This window comes from Pseudomonas sp. IT-P4, assembly GCF_949767755.1.
GTDB lineage: Bacteria > Pseudomonadota > Gammaproteobacteria > Pseudomonadales > Pseudomonadaceae > Aquipseudomonas > Aquipseudomonas monachiensis.
In genome coordinates this window covers 96,859-112,696 of sequence record NZ_CATKPX010000024.1, presented here as the reverse complement: position 1 = coordinate 112,696, position 15,838 = coordinate 96,859, and the positions used below count along the sequence as shown (strand labels likewise).

Here is a 15,838-nt window from a genome sequence, read left to right as displayed (position 1 = left end):
TTTTTGATCCGCGTATTTCCTTGCCGGTTTTTCTACGCACATCCGAAAAGACTATTCTGGTCGATGGAATGCTTAAGTAGCTGTTGCGATTGGCCATTTCTCGCCAAGCTTGGAGTCACCATAGGTTTTGATGACCTCAGAGATGATGACTTGATAACCGGCAAGCCAATTTTCCTGGGCAGCCTTTGCCTCCAGGTGACGGGGATGCTCAACCAATATCTGAAGTGCTTCGAGAGAACTCCAGTAGTACACATTGGAGAAGAGGCCAGTCTGTGGATTCTCCCAAGCTTCTTCGCCAAGGTAACCAGGGATCGATTTTGCGATTGCAGCGATTTCCTGATCGAGTCGGTGGAAGGCTTCATCAAACTGCTTTTTGGCAAAGATGAACGTTGAAGAGTACATAGGCTTTGCTCCTTTCGCGGCGTTTGGTTGCCGATGATTGGACTGACCGGACTTGGGTATGCCTCAAACCTATGCTAGCTGGTTGGCTTCCCAGCTATCAGTAGACGATGCATCTGGCGTAATGTTTTCCGCCGATTGTGTCTGATAGCGTTCCTTGTCCATGCGTAACTCCTTGTTCGGCTTGAGTGTCGCGCTAGAAACGCGACATGAGGTGAGGAGGAAAAGCGACATGACTTTTGCGCCCATTACTGGCGCATTAGCGGCGCGCCCATGGTCTGCTTTTGGCCGTTTTCTGCCTGTGGTGACCGGCAGAAAACGACCCACGCTGTGTAAAAACGCAGGCACTGTTTTGAAGTCTGCGTCGCTACGTAAAATCTGCCAGTGATTGGTTAATCAGCGGACCTGAAATTTGCGTAGGAATGCGATTTTCATTCAGGTTCTGACCATCAAACCTGTTCTAAAACGTTTTTACACAGCCTCGACCAAAAGCGGCCGGTGGTACGGCCGTAATGAGATTAGGTAGTGACTGCAAAAATAGGGGCGATTCACGTTTAAATCGAAATTTCGCAAAACCGTGGTCTGCCCCTTATTGGCGGGCGGTAATTTGCTACCTGCGCCCCCTGTATTCCGGAGGACGCGTTTCAGCCTATTGCGATTCGCCGCCAGAGGTAGTCGTCGTAGTTTTCAAGTATTGATCCAGCGGTATCAGCAGATTTTTGGCTTGGCCTAGCTCATCCGAAAGTGTCTGGGCTGTTGTGATCATGTTGGCGGTTAAACCCCTGGTCGCTGCAATGTTACTTTTGGCTTTGTTTGTGGGCGAGTTGTCCATGGTTGCCGACTGTATAAGCAGAGCTAGGCCGAGATTTTTGTCCACCTTCACGCCATCGCCGCGCATATAAAGCATGCCCAGATTACCGACGGCGAGCGCATCGCCTTGCGCTGCTGCCTTGCGATACCACTGATTGGCCTGCGCAAAGTCCACGGCAGTGCCACGACCGTTTTCATACAGCACAGCGAGATTGTATTGCGCGTTGGAGTTGCCTTGCTGCGCAGATTTTTCATACCAACTAATTGCTTGTGTTTCGTCTTTGGCAACCCCGATGCCCTGCTCGTACATTAGAGCCACATTGAACTGGCCATCGGCGTTGCCTGTGTCCGCAACGGTGCTAAATTCCTTAAATGCCAGCGGCAAGTCACCGGCTTGATAGGCCGTAACGCCTTCCTCTAAGCCGGCTTGCGCCGGTCCGCTCAGGAAGCTGAAGATCGTCGCGAGCGCTAGGGCTGTGGTGGAGTGAAGTATTCGATTCATCGCTATCATGTGAAAGTCTCTGGTTCGTTGGTGAAGACCGCTGATCTATGATTAACACTTCTAATGACAACCAGAGGCAGACCACAGCTTAGGCTGTTACGGTTTAATCGTGGTCTATCCGTCGATATTACTGCCCTCACATCTTTTTCGCGAAACTTCTCCGGTCTTACCGGCCACCTCTCGCTACAGCCCAATGCCAAGCCTTCGCCCCGCAATTCTGCAAGTTGCGACCGGCTGTTTCTGGCCGATTTCTGCCTTCCACAATCGGCTGAAATCGACCCAGGCTGACGGTGGCGACAAACAAAAAATCGGCCGATAGCTGTCCGTCACGAAGGGCCGCAGTCAACTGATGCAGTCATTTGTGATCGTCAAGCGGATGCCAAAAAGTAAGGACCACCGTCGAGAGCTAGTCCTGCCACCGGAGTCCAAATTGGAAAGTATGTCATCCACTGTTCTGTCCTAGCCTGCTTACCCAAGTGATGGGAAGCGACGACCGGACAAGCGAAGTGGCAAATGGCTATATACACTGAGTGCCACTCTCTGTGCGGCCGGGCTCTGGAAGGTTGCAAGCGGGCGCTCTACGGCGACAGCGATGCGGACAGCACAGCCGAGTTTGTCACCCGGTTCACCGGCGCAAGCACCTTGGCCATGAGCGAACTGAATGAAAATGAGTGCTGAACTAAGTGGCCTCGACGAATTTCGATGCAATGCCCGGCGGCTTCACCTCGCCTGTTACTGATGACAAATAACAACACCGCCGCGTGGGTTGCCCCTTGCGGCCCTGCATAAAGGAAAAATCCCACATGGCCGTGATAACAGGCACTACGAGCAATGATGATCTATTGGGGACAAGTGAGGCCGACAGCATTACCGGGCTGGCGGGGGATGACATTCTCGACGGCGGTGGTGGTCAGGATACGGCTATCTATTCGGGCAACGCCGGCGACTACCGCTTCGGATGGAGCAACGGCCAACTGACGGTCACCGACCTGAATGTCGTTGGTGGCGATGAGGGTACCGATTACCTGCGCAATATCGAAAGCCTGCAATTCGCCGACAGGATTCTGAGCGTCAAGGCGGGCGGTGAAAGCCGGGTCAGTACGCTTGCGCAGTCAACTCAGGACAGTATCTCCATTACCGGACTGGCCGACGGTGGGTGGCTGGTGTCCCTGGAGTCCATTGATCAAACCTATGGGAACGATATTGTAATCCAACGCTACAGTGCAGCAGGCGAAAGGTTGGGCGATGAGATTACTGTCGCCTCTTCGCAACGCGCTCAGGGATATTCCGATGTCGCCGGGCTGGCTGACGGTGGCTGGGTGGTTACCTGGTTCTACACTGGGGGGAGTGGTGACATCTATGCCCGGCGGTTCAGCGCGGCTGGTGATCCCATGGGCGATGAATGGCGCGTCAATACCCACACGGCTGAAAGCCAGGACAGCCCGGCTGTTACAGCACTGAATGACGGTGGTTGGGTGGTGGTATGGATGTCCCGGGACGTCGCTGGCAATAACTTCACGATCGAGGCCCAACGCTATGACGCAGCGGGCATCGCTGTGGGGGGTGAAACCCAGGTCAACACGACGACAGGGGATAATCAGATCGCACAGTACAGCACTGACGTGACGGCCCTGAAGGACGGTGGCTGGCTGGTGACCTGGCATGCGACTCACCCAGGCGAAAGCCGCTTCGATATCTATGCCCAGCGTTACGATGCAACCGGTAACAGGGTAGGCAGCGAAACTCAGGTAAACACCAATACGCTTAATGACCAGTACATTCCTGCGGTCACGGCCTTGAACGATGGTGGCTGGCTGGTGAGCTGGTCATCCTTCAGCGTAGCTGCCAATGGTAGCGATATCTACTTCCAGCGCTATGACGCCAATGGTCAGGCGGTCGGCGGTGAAACTCTCGTCATAAACAGCCCTCACTATGCCACTCAGTCACAGAGTTTCTCCGATGTAACGGCATTGGCTGATGGCGGCTGGGTGGTGACCTGGGAAGCGGGCGGCGAACAGGATGGCAGTGTGATGGCTATCTATGCCCAGCGCTACAACGCCGCGGGCCAAGCCGTCGGTGGCGAAACGCTGGTCAACACCACCACCGACGGCTATCAGGTTGCCGCCAAGGTCACGTCTCTGGAAGACGGCGGCTGGGCAGTGACCTGGATGTCTATAGGACAGTCCAGTCATGTCAATGACGGCGTCTATGTCCAGCGCTTCAGTGCCGATGGCACTGCGGCACGGCTGGAGGTCACTGGCGGGAGCGGTGACGACACGCTGAACGGTCAGGGCAACATGCTGCTGGCCGGGGGCACCGGCAATGATACCTATGCAGTTTTAGACAACCTACTTCAACTTCGTGAAGAACTGGGTGCCGGCACTGACACGGTCAAGTCGGCTGTGAGCTGGGTGCTGGGAGCCAACCTGGAGAACCTGACGCTTACAGGGACTTCAACGATCAATGGCACCGGTAACGGCCTCGCCAACACGCTGACCGGTAACGCCGCCGCCAATACGCTCAACGGCGGTGCCGGCGTCGATGTGATGAGCGGCGGCCTGGGCAATGACATCTACTACGTCGACCATGCCAGCGACGTGGTCAACGAAACCTCCGCCACCGGCGGCGTCGACACCGTCGTTTCCAGCGTCAGTCGCACCCTCGGCAACTACCAGGAGAACCTGACCCTCACGGGCAGCGCGGCGCTCACAGGCACGGGCAACAGCCTCGCCAACACGCTGACCGGCAACGCCGCCGCCAATCACCTCTACGGCGGTGCCGGCAATGACTTTTTAAATGGCGCCGCAGGTATCGACAGGATGACGGGCGATGAGGGTTCCGACATCTACTACGTCGACAACGCGGCTGACGTCGTGGTTGAAACCAATGCCACGGCCAGCACCGGCGGCAGCGACACGGTCTACAGTTTTCTCAGCGCCTACACCCTCGCTGCCAATGTCGAGAATGGGCGTGTCCTCGCCACCGGGATCGCCGGCCTGACGGGTAACGGCCTCGACAACACCCTCTATGCCGGGGTCGGCAACAACGTCCTCAATGGTGGCACCGGCGTCGATACCGCCTCCTACCTCTATGCCACCAGCGCAGTCACCGTCAGCCTGGCCGTGACCACGGCCCAGGCCACCGTCGGATCAGGCGCCGACACCCTGATCGCTATCGAAAACCTCACCGGCTCCAGCTACAACGACACGCTCAGGGGCAACGCCGCCGCCAACCTGCTGAGCGGTGGTGCCGAAAACGATACGCTCGACGGTGGTGCGGGCAATGACGTTTTGAATGGTGGCACTGGCGCCGACGGGATGACGGGCGGTGATGGCTCCGACCTCTACTACGTCGACAACGCTAGCGACGTCGTGGTGGAAACCAATGCCACGGCCAGCACCGGCGGCAGCGACATGGTCTACAGCTCTCTCGGCGCCTACACCCTCAGCGACAATGTCGAGAACGGTCGCCTCCTCGCCACCGGGGGCGCCGCCCTCACGGGCAACAGCCTTAACAACACCCTCTATGACGGGACCGGTAATAACGTCCTCAATGGCGGCACCGGTGTCGACTCTGCCTCCTGGCTCTATGCCGGCAGCGCCGTCACCGTCAGCCTGGCCGTGACCACGGCCCAGGCCACCGGCGGCTCAGGCGCCGACACCCTGATCGCCATCGAAAACCTCATCGGCTCCAACTACAACGACAAACTCACGGGCAACGCCGCGGCTAACTTGCTCAACGGTGGCAGCGGTAACGATACGCTCGACGGTGGGGCGGGCAATGACGTTCTGGATGGCGGCGCAGGCCTCGACCGGATGACCGGCGGCGATGGGTCTGACCTCTACTACGTCGACAATACGGGTGACGTCGTGGTTGAAACCAATGCAACGGTCGGCACCGGCGGCAGCGACACGGTCTTCAGTTCCCTCAGCGCCTACACCCTCGGCGCCAATGTCGAGAGTGGTCGCCTCCTCGCCACCGGAGACGCCGGCCTGACGGGCAACAGCCTCAACAACACCCTTTATGCCGGCGCCGGCAACAACGTCCTCAATGGCAGCACCGGTACCGACACGGCGTCCTACGCCTATGCCGGTAGCGCAATCACCGCCAGCCTCGCCGTGACCACGGCCCAGGCCACCGGCGGCTCAGGTTCCGACACCCTGATCGCCATCGAAAACCTCACGGGTTCCAACTACAACGACAGGCTCACGGGCAACGCCGCCGCCAACCTGCTGAACGGTGGGGGCGGGAACGACATCTTGATCGGCAGTACAGGCAAGGATGTTCTAACCGGTGGCATCGGAAACGACATCTTCGATTTCAACGCCCTCGCTGAAACGGGGCTGACCAGTTCCACCTGGGACATCATCACCGACTTCACCCGGGGAGCCGACAAGATCGACCTGTCGACGCTCGATGCCAACACGGCGACGACCGCCAATGACGCCTTCAGCTCGGTCATCGGCAGTACCGCTGCTTTCAACGTGGCCGGACAGTTGAAGGTTTCAGGGGGCGTGCTGTATGGCAATACCGATGCCGACAGCGCCGCCGAATTCGCCATCCAGATAGTCGGTCTCAACAGCGCGACCACGGCGGACTTTATACTTTAACTTGCGGATCTGGCATCTGGCAGGGTGACGCGGAGCGGGTCACCCTGGATTTTCCAGACGCATCTGACTGTCTCCTTTTGGGCGTTTTATGCCCGTCGCGAAAGGCAGAAAACGAACCCAAAGCTGACTCTCGCATCTACCCGACGTTATCGACCAACAGCTGCTATTGCCTCTTGATGATTGAGGCACGAAAAACCGACTACGCTGTGAACGGCAAGTTAACAGTGCTGGTTAAAGTGTTTGAACAGCTGCGCCGCCCCGAAATTACTGGAGTTTGTCGATAATGAATATCAAACAGCTTAAAACTTCCACTTTGACGATGGCATTCCTGGGACTGCTGCCATTGTCGACGGTACATGCTCAGTCGGGGCTTACCGCTGAAGAAGCGCATGCCATTGGCATTGATGCCTACACCTATTTCTATCCGCTGTTGTCCATGGATGTCTCCCGCAAACAGTTCACCAACATTGAGCCTGGGAAAGAGTTCGGCAAAGGTCCGGCGAATACGTTCGTGAGCGTTCCGGCCTATCCGCCGGCAAATATGAAAGCGGTAGTTCGCTTGAACTTTGACACGCTCTACTCCTCCGCATGGCTGGACCTTACCAAGGAACCTTTGGTGATCTCCGCACCGGACACCGATGGACGCTATTACCTTCTGCCGATGCTCGACATGTGGACGGATGTCTTTGCCTCCCCCGGTTGGCGGACAACCGGCACCCGTGCGGGCAATTTTCTGGTGACCCCGCCCGGCTGGAGCGGAACTGTTCCGGAGGGCTTTACGCATCTTCCGGCCCCGACGTCTTATGTCTGGGTCATCGGCCGCACCAAGACCGATGGAGAGCCGGATTACGCAGCGGTGCATAAGATCCAGGCCGGTTACAAGGTGACTCCGCTCTCGCATTGGGGCAAGGCTGCGCAGCCGGTCACGGTGCGGATTGACCCGAGCATCGACATGAAAACACCACCCAAGGTACAGGTCGACACCATGCCGGCCGACCAGTACTTTGCATACGCCGCCGAACTTCTCAAGGTCAATCCTCCCCACGACACTGACCAGCCAATCATCGCGCAGATGAAAAAGATTGGTCTTGAACCCGGTAAGAGCTTTGACATCAACAAGCTCGATCCGGCATTGAAGCAAACTCTTGAGAAGGTACCGGCAGAAGCGCAAGAGCTTATGAAATGGAAGATGGAGACGATTGCCCGAGTCACTAACGGCTGGTCGATGAACACCGACACGATGGGCGTCTACGGCAATTACTACCTCAAGCGCGCCATCATTGCGCAACAAGGTCTCGGCGCGAACCTTCCAGAAGATGCAATTTACCCGTTGAACCTCGCTGACGACACCGGCAAACCGCTCGATGGCGCCAACAAGTACACGCTCCATTTCGACAAAAGTAATATCCCACCGATAAACGCATTCTGGTCTGTCACGCTCTATGACGATGAGGGCTTTCAGGTGGGGAACGTGCTCAATCGATTTGCCGTCAGCAGTTGGATGCCGTTCAAAAACAACGCAGATGGTTCCCTTGACCTGTACATCCAAAACGAGAGCCCTGGCAAAGAAAAGGAGGCCAATTGGCTGCCTGCGCCCGAGGGCGCGTTCAATCTGACCATGCGTCTTTATGCACCCAAGCCCGAAGCGCTCAATGGCAAATGGAACCCTCCATCGGTTAAGCGGATATAAACAACCAGAGGTTCGACTGAGTCCAATGCGAAGCAGTTATCGACTAACCGCTTCGTATTGAGCGAGTACAGAGGCAGGGTTCGACGATCGTTTGCCTGGCTGGACTTGCGCGCGGAGCCGATGGTGATCTCGGTGCCGGCGGTGGATAAGCGGCGTTACTACTCGGTGCAGCTAATCGACGGCAACATCTACAACTACGGCTACATCGGCAGCCGTGCCACCGGCAGCGAGCCAGGCGACTACCTGGTGGTCGGTCCCGACTGGAAAGGGGCGCCCCTTCCGGGATCAAGAAAGTCTTCACCTCGACCACTCCTTTCGCCTTGAGCGGCTTTCGGACTCAGTTCTTGAATGCCAAGGACATGCCGAATGTCGAGAAGGTGCAGGCGGGTTACAAGGTCCAGCCGCCTTCCTCTATCAACCCGCGCCGTCTACTGCGCCGAAGATTGCTTTCCTGCCGGCTACCACGGGAGGCATCAAGGCCAACTTCTTCGAATACCTGTCGGCCGCGCTGGACTATGTGCCGCCATCGGCTGAGGACAAGGAGATCCGGGCCAGGCTGGCCAGTATCGGCGTGGGCCCCGGCCGCAGCTTTGAATTCAAAGACCTCTCGTTCGAGCACAAGGCCGTGGTCCTGCTCGGGATGAAGGCCGGTGACGAACAGGTGGACAAGTTCCTCGCGGGCGGGACGAAGAAAATCAACGGCTGGAGCGTCGGCGCGTTCTTCGGCGACCAGGCGTTCTACAAAGGCGACTGGCTGAAGCGGGCTGGCGCCGCGAAGGGCGGCATTTACGGCAACGACGCCGTCGAGGCGATGTCCCCCTACACGCGCACCGACGGCACCGGCCAGACGCTGGATACCAGCAAACGCAACTACACGCTGACCTTCCCGGCCGGCAAACTGCCGCCCGTCAATGCCTTCTGGTCGGTGACCATGTACGACGGCAAGAGCCAACTGCTGATCAAGAACCCGCTCAATCGCTACCTGATCAATTCGCCGATGCTGTCGGCGATGAAGAAGAACGCGGATGGTTCACTGACGCTGTACATCCAAAAGGATTCGCCGGGCAAGGCCAAGGAGTCCAACTGGTTGCCGGCGCCTGACGACACGGCCTATCTGTTGATGCGCCTCTATTGGCCGAAAACCACGCCGCCTTCGATTCTTCCCGCTGGCGAAGGCAGCTGGCAACCACCGGCGCTGGTAGTTTCAAAGTAGTGCGACCCAAAGCAGACGTAGCTGCGCGTCGCATATAAAACGCTCAACTTCTATATTTGAGCGCCTCCACCAATGCAGAAAAGGCGGGAGACGCCTGGCGTCTGTTGGGGTAATACAAATGGTAGCCCTGAAACACAGGGCACCAGTCGGCGAGGACTTCCTTGAGTCGGCCGTCGGCCAGATAGGGTGCGACCAACTCCTCTGGTACGTAGGCCAGACCAACGCCATCAACGGCAGCATTGAGAACATGCATGATGCTGTTGAAAACGAGCTGCCCATCTGCCTTGACCGTAAACGCCTGGCCATCTCGTTCAAACTCCCAGGCGTAAATCGCCCCTGATGGCCTGTGTCGAATATTGACGCAGTCATGGGCCGTCAACTCATGGGGCGTCGCTGGTGCCGATTTGCGTTCGAAATACGCCGCAGATCCCACCACCGCCAACCGCCAATCCGGTCCTATGCGAACCGCAATCATGTCCTTGCTGATCGATTCACCCATGCGAATGCCGGCATCGAAGCGTTCCTCGACCACGTTGGTGAATCCATAGTCGACGTAGAACTCCAGTGTGATATCCGGGTAATTCTTCAAGAAACCTGCAAGCATCGGCCGAATGCACAACTCAATCTGATCGTCAGTGCAGGAAATACGAATCGTGCCACTGGGCTTGTCCCGTAATTCGCTCAAGGCTTCAAGCTCAACAGCGATCTGATCAAAAAGCGGGGCGATCGAGCGCATCAATCTTTCTCCCGCCTCTGTCGGCGACACATTGCGTGTCGTGCGGGCCAGCAGACGTATCCCAAGTCTTTGTTCAAGTGCCCGGATCGTATGACTCAGCGCAGAAGGCGTAATGCCCAGTTTGGCGGCGGCTTTGGTAAAGCTTTGATCGCGCGCCACTGCCAGAAAAGCTTGGAGATCGTTGACTTTGGTATTGGCCATTGCTGAGTTTTTCTCAAAACCACATGAAGATTACGCCTACTAATCAGGGTACCTCGAATCCGTCAAGCTCTGTCACCTATCTGGAATGGAGTACTGATGATGAGCGAGACACCTGTAACCCTCCCTGAAGCTATAGCAGCCTTGACCCCTCCAGGGCTTGATCGGCGCGAATTCGTAAAGGCCACCGGCGTCAGCATTGCGGCTCTGGGTGTCCTTTCGGTCGCAGGCGGGTCGGCCTTCGCAGCTGACTCGAAAAGTGCGGTCAGCCCGCCGGAGGGCGCCGACAATTTTTATAAAAGCGACAAGGTCACTGTGCAGAAGGTGACCTTCAAGAACTCATACAATCTTCAGATCGTGGGCAATCTTGTAACGCCCAAAAATCTGGCTCGAAACGTTAAAGCACCGGCGATTATCGTCGGTCATCCCATGGGAGCAGTCAAAGAGCAAAGCGCCATGCTCTATGCACAAAAGCTGGCGGAACAAGGCTTCATCACGCTGGCGATTGACTTGCCGTTCTGGGGAGAGAGTGAGGGCCTGCCTCGTAACCAGGTTGCCCCCGAAATGTATGCCGACGCATTCAGTGCCGCGGTTGACTACCTGGGTACGCGGGACTTTATCGATCGCAAGCGTATCGGCGTGCTGGGTATCTGTGGCAGCGGTGGCTTTGCCATCAGTGCGGCCAAGATGGATCTGCGTTTGAAAGCCGTGGCCACCGTCAGCATGTACGACATGGGCGCCGTCACCCGTCATGGTCTGGGGCGCTCAGTGACTGTCGAGCAACGCCAGGCCATGCTCGCCAAAGCCTGCGAGCAACGCTACGACGAGTTTTCTACCGGAACAATGCAATTTCTGAACTATCTGCCTACGCAGCCTGGCAAGGAAACCGACCCGGTAACTCGCGAGTTTTGGGACTTCTATCGCACGCCACGCGGTATCCATATCCCTTATGGCAGAACGTTGGAACTGACGCAAAACCGCGCCTTGACCAGTGAAGTCCGGTTCGTGAATTTCTATCCATTCAACGATATCGAGACGATTTCCCCGCGTCCGCTGCTGTTCATCGCTGGCGATCAGGCGCACTCCAGAGAGTTCAGCGAGGACGCCTACCAACACGCCGCCGAACCCAAGGAACTGGCCTGGGTTCCCGGCGCGGGTCACGTGGATCTGTACGACCGTGTGAACTTGATTCCCTGGACCAAACTCACCGCCTTTTTTACCCGGCACCTGACGGTGGTTGGATAAAAGGCAAGTGCTTCTGCCAACAACTATTGGAAGAGAGGTTTTTGAATGACGGCTCAAGTATTCGACACCCCGGCAGGTGATGCTGTCGGCACGCCGGGGACTGGGGAACTGCCGGCTTACTGGAGTGGCATCTTTGCGATGACACTGTGCGTATTCGCTCTGATCGCTTCGGAGTTCATGCCTGTCAGTTTGCTTACGCCGATTGCATCGGATCTGCAGATCAGTGAAGGACTGGCCGGGTATGGGATCGCCATCTCCGGCGCCTTCGCGGTGCTGACAAGCCTTTCGATTTCCAGGCTTGCGGGATCAATGGACCGCAAGACGCTGTTGCTTCTACTGACAGGAATTATGTGCGCGTCGGGGCTGGTGGTCGGTCTGGCGCCAAACTATACGGTGTACATGATTGGTCGTGCGCTGATCGGCGTGGTGATAGGCGGGTTCTGGTCGATGTCGGCGGCAATGGCCATGCGCCTGGTACCGTCCCATAGCGTGCCCAAGGCCCTGGCAATCTTTAACGGCGGCAATGCTTTGGCAACCGTAGTGGCCGCACCACTGGGAAGCTATCTGGGGAGTGTCATCGGTTGGCGGGGTGCTTTCTTCTGCCTGATTCCGGTAGCGATCGTCGCGTTGATCTGGCAGTGGATCAGCCTGCCAGCCATGACGGTGGCGCCGCGCAAAGCAGGCGCTGGCAATGTCTTTCGATTGCTCAAGAGCCCATTGGTCAGTTTCGGCATGTTGAGTGTGGGTGCTTTTTTCATGGGGCAGTTTGTACTCTTCACCTATCTGCGCCCGTTCCTGGAGACCGTTACTGGTGTAGATGTCTCCATGTTGTCGCTGATCCTGCTGGTCATCGGTGTGGCGGGTTTTGTCGGGACCATCCTGATCGGTACTTTCCTGAAGTTCGGCATGTATCGCGTCCTGGTCTGCATTCCACTCTTGATGGCCGCCATTGCACTTTCCTTGATTGTCCTTGGCGGCGGAGTCGTGGCAGCTTTTGTATTGCTGGGGCTGTGGGGCCTGATCGCGACGGCAGCACCTGTGGGGTGGTGGTCGTGGTTGGCCAAGGCGTTACCCAAGGATGCTGAGGCGGGTGGCGGCCTGATGGTGGCAGTCATTCAGCTATCCATTGCTCTGGGCTCTACCCTCGGCGGCCTGCTGTTCGACGGGAGCGGTTATCGCATGACATTTCTCGCAAGCTCTATCTTGTTGGTTCTCGCCACAGTGATGACCTTTTTCACATCGCGAAACCAGGCTTGACAGAAGGCAGATTTGAGTAAGTCAGGCAGCAGTCCGTAATTTGCCAGATCGGATTTGATCCAACGTCTGCTATTGGCCGGTTGAATCCACAGTCGTTTTCTGCCTGTCGTGACAGGCTGAAAACTGTCCGCGGCAAGCCAATTGCAGTCCTCCGCGAAAAACTACAATCGAACAGCGGTTTTCGAATATGCCTATATATCCCTAGACGGCTCACTCCGACGGCATTTGATTGTAGATAAGAATAGGAATTTCAACTGACAACTGTGGCTTGCGGAAAAAAATGCACTTCAGAAAAATGCAAATTAACCGACATAGCAGGGGGAGCTTTATCAATCATGCCAAGGAACATCCATGCGATACCCACTTAAATTCGGTGCAATTGCAGTAACAATCGCATTCATAGCGGGGTGCGGTCCCAAACCACCTGGCTGCGACAACGAAACGGTAGCAAACATTATCGGCGATGATGTCAAGAGCCAGATTCGGCAAGTACTCATCGACAACGCTAGACCTATGGTAGGCGGGCCGAAGGTAGACGAAACGGAAATTCAATCCATCCTGTCGGAGTTCAAACCCAAATTAATAAGCACGCGTACCACCAAGGTCGATGCTGCGATCAACAAAAGTTATTGTGCTGGGAAAATAGCTTTCGATGTCTCGAAAGATGCACTCTCGCGCGCGACAAAAGGAATGGACCACAACAACCTCGATAGCTCAATGAATTTGCTACTCATGGGGGTTTGGACGCATTCTCCGAATGGAGATTTCGACGCATATGGAGCCAAAGCAGGTATTAAAACCGGAGAGCGTGAATATGCTCAGGACATCGAATATACCGCACAGCCTACAGATAATGGCGATCAAATGTATGTCGAGTTCAGTAAGTCACCGACCGTTACATCCTTTTTAGCGCAGCTGTCGTCAGCAGCCATCAACGGGAACCGACCTCCGAGACTAGCTCAACCAGTACCAGTTGCTAACAGCACAGACCCCGATAAATGCGTCGAAGTTAAGGTCGCAGAATTCCGTAGGAGCCAAGGTGAGGAAGCCCCTGTGATGAACGATATGCTCGAAGAATGGGAGCAGGATTGTGCTAATGGCCGGTAACTTTTCTAGCCGGAGACAAAATCGTATCGGTTGAGTCTGCACGAAAAGAGACTTTGAGGATGATCGCCCAATCTATTGGGTAATTGTCGAGAGTAAAAAAACCTCCGCACGCTCAGCGTGTGGAGGCTTTTTCCAATATGCGTTGATACCCTTTCTTTTAGCGGTCTGCATCATCCTTGATTTAGGTTGACTGACTTCCTCAGGGCGTGAAGCGGACTGTCGCCTGGGCGAACTCTGAGCGGTTTGGTATTCTCGACAGGAATTCAATATATGAAATTAATGAATTTCTATTATCGCTGTTTATGACCTAAGTTGATTCAAGGACATGGAGAACCGCCCTTGAAATCATTAACACTCAACTCAGCTGAAAAGTTCGATCACACACGGGCCAATGAGTACGGACGACAGAGCCGAATTGCACTGGCAGGTTATGACGCCTGTCAGGACTTGGTGGCGTGCATGCTCGCGGCAAGCCTTGGAAATATGGGCTCGGCAAAAATACTGGTAGTCGGCGCTGGCGGTACGGCGCAGGAGATAATCGCGATGGCCAGGCTTGAGCCGGGCTGGCATTTCACCGCAGTTGATCCATCTGAGCCGATGCTTGAAACCGCGAAACAGCAGTTAGCCGTAAACAACGTGCTCGAAAGAACGGACCTGCATCTGGGGCACGTTGAAGACTTGGCGGCAGATGAGTCCTACGACGCAGCCACTTTGATCGGTGTACTCCATCATCTCGACGGGAATGATGCCAAAGGACAAATTTTACGATCCATTCGGGCTCGTCTGAAACCGGGGGCTGCGCTGATTGTCGCCGGCAATCAATATGCCTATGCCAGCCAGCCGTTACTCCTCGCTGCCTGGGGGCAACGCTGGCGGCAGCACGGAGCCAGCCCGGATGAAGTGAAGGTCAAGCTTGGTAAAATTCTTCAAGGAGCTGACCCTCCACATTCTGAGGCGGCGGTGCAGAAGCTTTTGCATGACGCGGGTTTTGGGGACGCTACGCGTTTTTTCAGCAGCCTGTTCTGGGGTGCTTGGTTGACGTGTAAATCAGTCTGAACAGCGATGTGATAGGCCGTTGCTGGCCGATTATGGCTGTCGCGACCGAGAAAAAGTGAGAAAGCCCGTCTCGTTATGGGGGCGAAACGATGGTTGTCGCCCCCTGAAGCCTTGACCGGATCTAGCCCTGTTATTGCTTCAGCTGCCAGGCTGTAGAGCCGGCCGCGGCCTTGAACTTCGCGCGGTTTTCCGGCGTGGCCGGTGGTTCCGAGTCGCCAAAAATCGCTTTGAGCCAGTGGCCATCGGTCGGGTTCGGGAAGATGATGAACTTGCGACCGAACTGCTCCTTATCTTCGATCATGAGGCTATTGCGTTGTTTAACGTCAGCAACGTAGTACTTGCGCTTGAAGTCGTTGAGGTTGTCACCCAGCATCACCACGACATCGTAATCCTTGGCGATCTCTGATTGACGTGGCTCCTTGTTGGAGCTTTCACGATAAACCGTCAGGTGTTTATCATCGGCAAACGGAAGATTGTTTTTCCGAAGATTCGCCAAAGCGTATTCGAAGGTTTTTTCGCCCTGGTCACGGCTGGTGACGTAAAAAACCTCAACACCCTTTGATTGCGCATAGCTCAAGAAATCCACCGCGCCAGGCGTGGCAACCGGACCATTGTCGGCCACCCATTTATCCCATGCGGCGTCGTCGAAAAACTCTTTGTCGGCATTGATCATATAGCCCCAATAGCTGTTGCTACTGAGCACGGTGTCGTCGACATCGCTGATGATCGCTAACGGTCGGTCGCCCGCTTTGTGGGCCTGGAGGGCTCGATCCAGCTGCATTCTTGCTACGTTGAACCCTTGATAATAAAGCGCTTCAAACTCGGCGGCGGTTTGCTTCCAGGCAACGGCAGCCGTTAAAAGATTTGAAGGTGGGCTGGCGACGTCCTCGGCAAAGCTGGGAGTCCCATGAAGCATCAGCAGAGAGAGGAACAAGGGGGAGATTAGGATTTTCTTTGTTTTTATTTTCACATTCGAGCCCTTAGAACACGGATTGAACAACTGTGGAAAATGCTG

The 15,838-nt window shown here is 55.9% G+C and carries 11 protein-coding genes and 1 pseudogene; 8 read left to right on the top strand and 4 right to left on the bottom strand.

Features of this window, described 5'->3' with window-relative positions; translation table 11 throughout:
• Window positions 1-72: 72 nt before the first annotated feature.
• Window positions 73-402 (bottom strand): antibiotic biosynthesis monooxygenase family protein, encoded by a 330-nt coding sequence (locus ACM6IT_RS09845; RefSeq protein ID WP_056724165.1) that lies wholly within the window; start codon window positions 400-402, stop codon window positions 73-75.
• Window positions 403-1,048: 646 nt separating this feature from the next.
• Window positions 1,049-1,720 (bottom strand): tetratricopeptide repeat protein, encoded by a 672-nt coding sequence (locus tag ACM6IT_RS09840; protein WP_414917896.1) that lies wholly within the window; start codon window positions 1,718-1,720, stop codon window positions 1,049-1,051.
• A gap of 504 nt (window positions 1,721-2,224) precedes the next feature.
• Between ACM6IT_RS09840 and ACM6IT_RS09835 the strand changes: the two genes are divergently transcribed.
• The 4 genes and pseudogenes from ACM6IT_RS09835 to ACM6IT_RS09820 all read left to right on the top strand — a co-directional run.
• A complete protein-coding gene (locus tag ACM6IT_RS09835; protein ID WP_414913794.1) occupies window positions 2,225-2,389 on the top strand; it encodes a hypothetical protein in 165 nt (54 codons plus the stop codon).
• A gap of 125 nt (window positions 2,390-2,514) precedes the next feature.
• A complete protein-coding gene (locus ACM6IT_RS09830) occupies window positions 2,515-6,321 on the top strand; it encodes a beta strand repeat-containing protein (protein ID WP_414917895.1) in 3,807 nt (1,268 codons plus the stop codon).
• A 283-nt stretch (window positions 6,322-6,604) separates the two neighbouring features.
• Complete coding sequence (locus ACM6IT_RS09825; RefSeq protein WP_056727427.1) at window positions 6,605-8,011, top strand: DUF1254 domain-containing protein; 1,407 nt, start codon at window positions 6,605-6,607, stop codon at window positions 8,009-8,011.
• Window positions 8,012-8,098: 87 nt separating this feature from the next.
• Window positions 8,099-9,224, top strand: a pseudogene (locus ACM6IT_RS09820) (DUF1254 domain-containing protein); the annotation flags it as partial.
• Window positions 9,225-9,267: 43 nt separating this feature from the next.
• On the opposite strand, the gene ACM6IT_RS09815 reads toward ACM6IT_RS09820, so the two are convergent.
• On the bottom strand, window positions 9,268-10,161 hold the full coding sequence (locus tag ACM6IT_RS09815; protein WP_056727425.1) for a LysR family transcriptional regulator: 894 nt from the start codon (window positions 10,159-10,161) through the stop codon (window positions 9,268-9,270).
• Window positions 10,162-10,257: 96 nt separating this feature from the next.
• Here ACM6IT_RS09815 and ACM6IT_RS09810 point away from each other — a divergent pair, with 96 nt between their 5' ends.
• The 4 genes from ACM6IT_RS09810 to ACM6IT_RS09795 all read left to right on the top strand — a co-directional run bounded on the left by ACM6IT_RS09810 (window position 10,258) and on the right by ACM6IT_RS09795 (window position 14,823).
• The gene (locus ACM6IT_RS09810; RefSeq protein ID WP_414917894.1) at window positions 10,258-11,403 is read left to right on the top strand and encodes an alpha/beta hydrolase; all 1,146 of its coding nucleotides are present in this window, start codon (window positions 10,258-10,260) and stop codon (window positions 11,401-11,403) included.
• Between the two features lie 45 nt (window positions 11,404-11,448).
• Window positions 11,449-12,660, top strand: a complete 1,212-nt coding sequence (locus ACM6IT_RS09805; protein ID WP_223542055.1) for an MFS transporter — start codon at window positions 11,449-11,451, stop codon at window positions 12,658-12,660.
• Between the two features lie 351 nt (window positions 12,661-13,011).
• Window positions 13,012-13,767 (top strand): hypothetical protein, encoded by a 756-nt coding sequence (locus ACM6IT_RS09800; RefSeq protein WP_414917893.1) that lies wholly within the window; start codon window positions 13,012-13,014, stop codon window positions 13,765-13,767.
• Between the two features lie 339 nt (window positions 13,768-14,106).
• Window positions 14,107-14,823, top strand: a complete 717-nt coding sequence (locus ACM6IT_RS09795) for a class I SAM-dependent methyltransferase (protein ID WP_414917892.1) — start codon at window positions 14,107-14,109, stop codon at window positions 14,821-14,823.
• Window positions 14,824-14,953: 130 nt separating this feature from the next.
• Here ACM6IT_RS09795 and ACM6IT_RS09790 read toward each other — a convergent pair whose 3' ends face one another.
• Complete coding sequence (locus ACM6IT_RS09790; RefSeq protein ID WP_409078703.1) at window positions 14,954-15,793, bottom strand: 5'-nucleotidase, lipoprotein e(P4) family; 840 nt, start codon at window positions 15,791-15,793, stop codon at window positions 14,954-14,956.
• Between the last annotated feature and the right edge of the window lie 45 nt (window positions 15,794-15,838).